6 protein-coding genes are annotated in these 4503 nt (G+C 55.2%); 2 read left to right on the top strand and 4 right to left on the bottom strand.

Going from position 1 to position 4503, the window contains the following annotated elements:
* Positions 1–44 precede the first annotated feature (44 nt).
* The 3 genes from GEU01_RS27110 to GEU01_RS19605 are packed head-to-tail and all read right to left on the bottom strand — an operon-like array spanning position 45 to position 1995.
* Positions 45–176: a hypothetical protein gene (locus GEU01_RS27110; RefSeq protein WP_332306328.1), complete on the bottom strand. Its 132-nt coding sequence runs from the start codon at positions 174–176 to the stop codon at positions 45–47.
* The gene (locus GEU01_RS23480) at positions 173–820 is read right to left on the bottom strand and encodes an MBOAT family O-acyltransferase (RefSeq protein WP_232272638.1); all 648 of its coding nucleotides are present in this window, start codon (positions 818–820) and stop codon (positions 173–175) included. Before GEU01_RS23480 ends, GEU01_RS27110 begins: the two co-directional genes overlap by 4 nt.
* Positions 820–1995 (bottom strand): GDSL-type esterase/lipase family protein, encoded by a 1176-nt coding sequence (locus GEU01_RS19605; RefSeq protein ID WP_019087413.1) that lies wholly within the window; start codon positions 1993–1995, stop codon positions 820–822. Before GEU01_RS19605 ends, GEU01_RS23480 begins: the two co-directional genes overlap by 1 nt.
* A 352-nt stretch (positions 1996–2347) precedes the next feature.
* Here GEU01_RS19605 and GEU01_RS27105 point away from each other — a divergent pair, with 352 nt between their 5' ends.
* Both GEU01_RS27105 and GEU01_RS27100 read left to right on the top strand, forming a co-directional pair.
* Positions 2348–3292 (top strand): hypothetical protein, encoded by a 945-nt coding sequence (locus tag GEU01_RS27105; protein ID WP_232272636.1) that lies wholly within the window; start codon positions 2348–2350, stop codon positions 3290–3292.
* A 9-nt stretch (positions 3293–3301) separates the two neighbouring features.
* Complete coding sequence (locus GEU01_RS27100; RefSeq protein ID WP_019087411.1) at positions 3302–4111, top strand: lytic transglycosylase domain-containing protein; 810 nt, start codon at positions 3302–3304, stop codon at positions 4109–4111.
* Positions 4112–4150: 39 nt separating this feature from the next.
* On the opposite strand, the gene GEU01_RS19590 is transcribed toward GEU01_RS27100, so the two are convergent.
* Positions 4151–4503 (bottom strand): transposase (locus GEU01_RS19590; RefSeq protein ID WP_019087410.1); only part of this gene is annotated, 353 nt, incomplete at its 5' end.

Raw genomic sequence — 4503 nt, 5'->3', positions numbered from 1 at the left:
CAAGACCAGAAGTATTCAGCAAGGCGTCAGTCGCCGGGAGCTTACTAGAGATAGTCACGCAGCCAGAAAGATAGCGTCATATGCCAACGGCGCCAGAAATCGCGCAGGGACGCACTACGATAGGGCTGGTTGAAGTTTTGCGGAAACGCGAAACCCAGCAGGGCAGCCAGACCTATGGCAATGTCCGTATAACCAGAAAAATCACAAAATATCTGAACGGCGAACCCATAAAGGGCGAATACCAGATCCAGCGTGGAAAAACTGGCGGGATCAGCAAAAACCGGGTCGACAAGCTGCGTTCCCAGATAGCTTGCGGTCCAGCCACAAGCTGCGGGAAAAAGGACATATACAGCATCATGTCCGTAAAACGACGGCACCGTGTGACTTTACCACGATACACATCAACGATGTAGCTGATGCCATGAAAGGTAAAAAATGAAATGGCGACAGGCAAAAGGATTTCAATAAGCGGAACAGGTTCCCCCCATCCGATATCACGTGTCACTTTATTCAGGGATGTCGCGAAGAAATCATAATATTTGAAAAATGCCAGAACAAGCAACTGAACGGCTATGCCGCCGCCAACCATCCATTTACGTAAACGGGGGCTGTCTTCTTCTGGCAAAAACAGGCCGACCGAATAACTGACAGTCGTGCTGAACAGCAGGAGAAAGCAGAAATGCCAGTTCCAGCATGCATAAAAAACATAGCTTGCAGCAACCAGGAAGATCTTCTTGAGTTCCCACAGGCCACCAATCAATGCCAGAATGACAGCAACGGCAATAAAGAACAAAGCAAAATTGAGTGTTGGAAAAAGCATTACTTTTTATGTTTCAGTGAATTCCACAATTTATAACCATTCATTAAATCATCATATAATGACGTTGCAGTCTGTTGGTATCCTGCTTTCAGAAGGTGAACGTGGTCCTTCGCGGCAACTGGCGGGTTGCGGTTTCCCCAGACCAGAATGGTGCATCGACCATCGGGGTGGGCCGTATCCGCCATGGCCTGACGCCAGTCCCACTGCATCCAGTGGTTACGCCGGGCTACGTCAATCTGGGCCTGCCGGACGGTATTGAGGGCAGCCGGTGAGGCAAAGCCCTTGCCCATGGGCGCCAGTCTTTCACACGACCGGGTGAAAGGGGGCAGCCGTTCCTGCCGGACGCCGTCGGGGGGCATGACAACCACAAGACCCGCCATGGGCGCTGCATTGCGCAGCATCTGTATGATCTGCTCGTATCGTGCCGAATATGTATCGAAATTTGTCGAGGTATTGAAACCTTCATTGGTTCCAAAGGCGATAATCAGAAGGCGCGGATTCAGACGCCGCATTTCTTCCGACAGTATCCTAGGGTCGACCCGGCTCAGGATGTCTATGGTGGAGCCTGTAATGCCCAGATTGGAATATAATATTCCCGGCGCGGGCTTTGCCTGGCTTCCTTTTGCCACTTCCCAGCCCAGGATATCCACCGGACCATCACCCATGGCGGAAACTGTAACGGAATGAGTATCAGCCGTGGTGGGCATCCGCAGCCACATGGAATCGGGATCTTGCGATGACGCGGTTGAAACAGCGGTGCGCCCGCCATCATCCGCCTCGATGACAAGCTGCCCCCCGCCCGGCTGGCTGAGGAACTCTACCATGCCGCGCCCGACATCCCCTGCTTCATCCGGGGTGATGGTCATGCTGGCGGGCGTATCGGCATGCTGCCTGATCAGGCTGATGCCCCACGGACCTGCAGCTGTTTTGCTGAACGCACTGACAGGCGTCCATCCTGTAGAAGAAACCGTAACCTGCGCGGGATGGTAATAGCGGAATGGGATGCCCGGCTGTAAAAAGCCCCTGCCGGCATTCTGGAAATCTTTTTGCAGCAGGGTGCGCATCTGGTCGCTGAAAGAATCGTTGGCGGTATGGCTGTCGCCAATCTGCAGTACGGTTACAGGTTCTGTCGCCTGACCACTCTGCAGTGAATCCAGAGCTTTGTAAAAAGGCACTACAGAAGCATAACGGCCGATTTTTTCATGGGCAGGTAATGGGTCACGGGCCGCGGCACACCCCGTTAACAGAACTGCACAAAACAGTGGCAAAGAACAGTTACGGAGCAGGCGAGCGCTCAGGCTACGGCGAGAGAATGACACTGAGTTCCCAGTAAAAATTTTTTATTGCCATAATTCTACCATGAAACACGATATCTGTAACCAGATATTTTCATCACCTGACAGGCCCGGAGCGTGCCCACTCCTGCTGTTCCTGCGCGCCGGATAATGACCATGCAGAGGCAGGCCGGGCACTTTCACGAACACGGCACGACGGTCAGGCAACCCTGGACCGAAGCCATACGTTTACATGACAGGACGTGGCCAAAAAACAGCGGAGCATTCCTACAAAATTGGGACATGGCGGAACGCACCGGCAGCCTGCCCCGGACAGAATGCCAGAGTGTCATTCCGGTATTTATTCATTTTGAAATATCTGTTATTGGCCATGATTATGCGGTGTATTTTACAACCCATGAAGCACAGGATGGTGACTCTTTCTGCCGTTGCTTCTATTGCCACTTTTTCTTTGGCAACAATATCTTGCCAGGCATCTGATATTTCACGTGGCCACGCCCGGGCGGATGAAGTTGCCATGCAGCAGGGGCAGACGGCACTCCTCCATCCGCTTTCCCCAAGTGATGCCACCCGTATCCGTACGGCCTTCGCGGAGCAGTCCACCGGCAATTTCGACCAGGCCGATGTCCTGCTGAAACAGGTGAAGGATAAAAGCCTGACGGGTACCGTCCTCGCCGAACGGTGCCTTCAGGCGTCATATGCCTGTGCGACACCCATGCTGAAGGACTGGCTGGCGCATTACCCGAACCTGCCGGACACGCCAATGATGCAGGCATTGCTGAAATCCCGCAGCGACCTGCCGGCAGATGTCTCAACGGGGTCTCCAATAACGGCTCCGGCCAACGGAAACCGGGCTGACAGCGGAAGCATTAATGCCGCTGATGCACAAAATCTTTATATACAGGGACAGGACCAGGTCGTTCTCAACAAGGCCCTGACCACTTCCGCCATCAGGGAATCCAGTGGCAAGGTGGCGTTTTACGCGGGCCTGTCGGCTTGGCGGCTGGGGCAGATGCAGCAGGCGCAACTCCTGTTCGCGTGGGCCGCCAATGCGGACACAGCCACCCGGGACCTGCGTAGCGCCGCTGCCTGGTGGGCAGGTCGCGCAACCGGGCGTATCGGCAATACGAAAGACGCCTTGCGCTGGCTTGTGCAAAGCGCCCATTGCAAAGACTGATTTTATGGGGTGATCGCACGGCGTGCCATCAATCAAAACGGCCCGCAGATGGCCGATGCCGGTGTGCCCACCGTTGTGGACGTCAATGCGGTTTCCGCACGGCCCGCAGGCCATCGGGCCCTGGCGCTGATTCAGGTTGGGCGTGCGGACCTGGCTGAGACCGAACTGCGCACGGACTGGGTGAGTGCGGAAAATACCAATGCACGCCGGTCCATAGGGCTGATCGTACACACGGTCGCGGATGAGGCCGAAACATCCAGTCGTGCGGGGACCAGCAAACTTGTGCCGGGCCATACCATTGATCTTCCACAGCGTTTCACGCCACGCGGTGGGTTTGTGGTGGACCCGGCGCTTGTATATGGCATTGTTTCCATCGAATCCCGTTTCCAGCCGACCGTGGTCTCCAGAAGCGGTGCGCGGGGATTGATGCAGCTGATGCCACGCACAGCCGCCAATTTCGCCGGTGGACGTAATGCGGATCTCAGCAATCCTTCCGTCAATCTGCTGGTTGGACAGCGTTACCTGATGGCGCTTGCGCATGACGGGCATATCAACAATCATCTCATCCGTCTGCTGGCCAGTTATGCCGTCGGCCATACCGCGGTGGCGCACTGGAATGCTTCCGAACACGAGGCCAATGAATCCCTTGCTTTTCTGGAGGCCATTCCCAACCCCAAGATCCGCAACTGGATCGAGACAGTCCTTCTGCATAGCTGGATGTATTCAGAAAAGCTCAATCTTCGTCCCGTCAGCCTTGATCTGCTGGCCGAAGACAAGAAGGTCAGACTGCCGCTGGAGGCGGAAACATCCCTCCAGTAAGGAACTGTTTGAAATTAAATATTTGGGGCCTGTTGGGAATTAACGCGAATTGATGATTGCGGCGGTAAGATAAATCATCGCTGCGAATGATCTGTCGGTCTTGTCGCTTCGCATGGCGATGCGCTTGAACTCCTTGAGCTGGCAGAAGAAGTTCTCGATGAGATGGCGTGCCTTGAACAGGGCTCCATCGAAGGGTCGCCTGTCGAGGCGGTTCCGACGCTGGGGAATGACCACGCGGGCCCCTTGCGCGCGTATGGTGTCCACGATCCAGTGGACATCGAACGCCTTGTCAGCAAGAAGTCCCTCAAAATCAGCCGGTTCAAGGAGAGGCGCCACCCCGACCGTATCGTAATGCTGGCCGGGGATAAGCGTAAAGCGGACCAGATTGCCCA

Origin of the sequence: Komagataeibacter europaeus LMG 18890 (assembly GCF_000285295.1) — a bacterium.
Taxonomy (GTDB): Bacteria; Pseudomonadota; Alphaproteobacteria; order Acetobacterales; family Acetobacteraceae; genus Komagataeibacter; species Komagataeibacter europaeus.
This window is presented reverse-complemented; position numbering and strand designations above follow the sequence as displayed.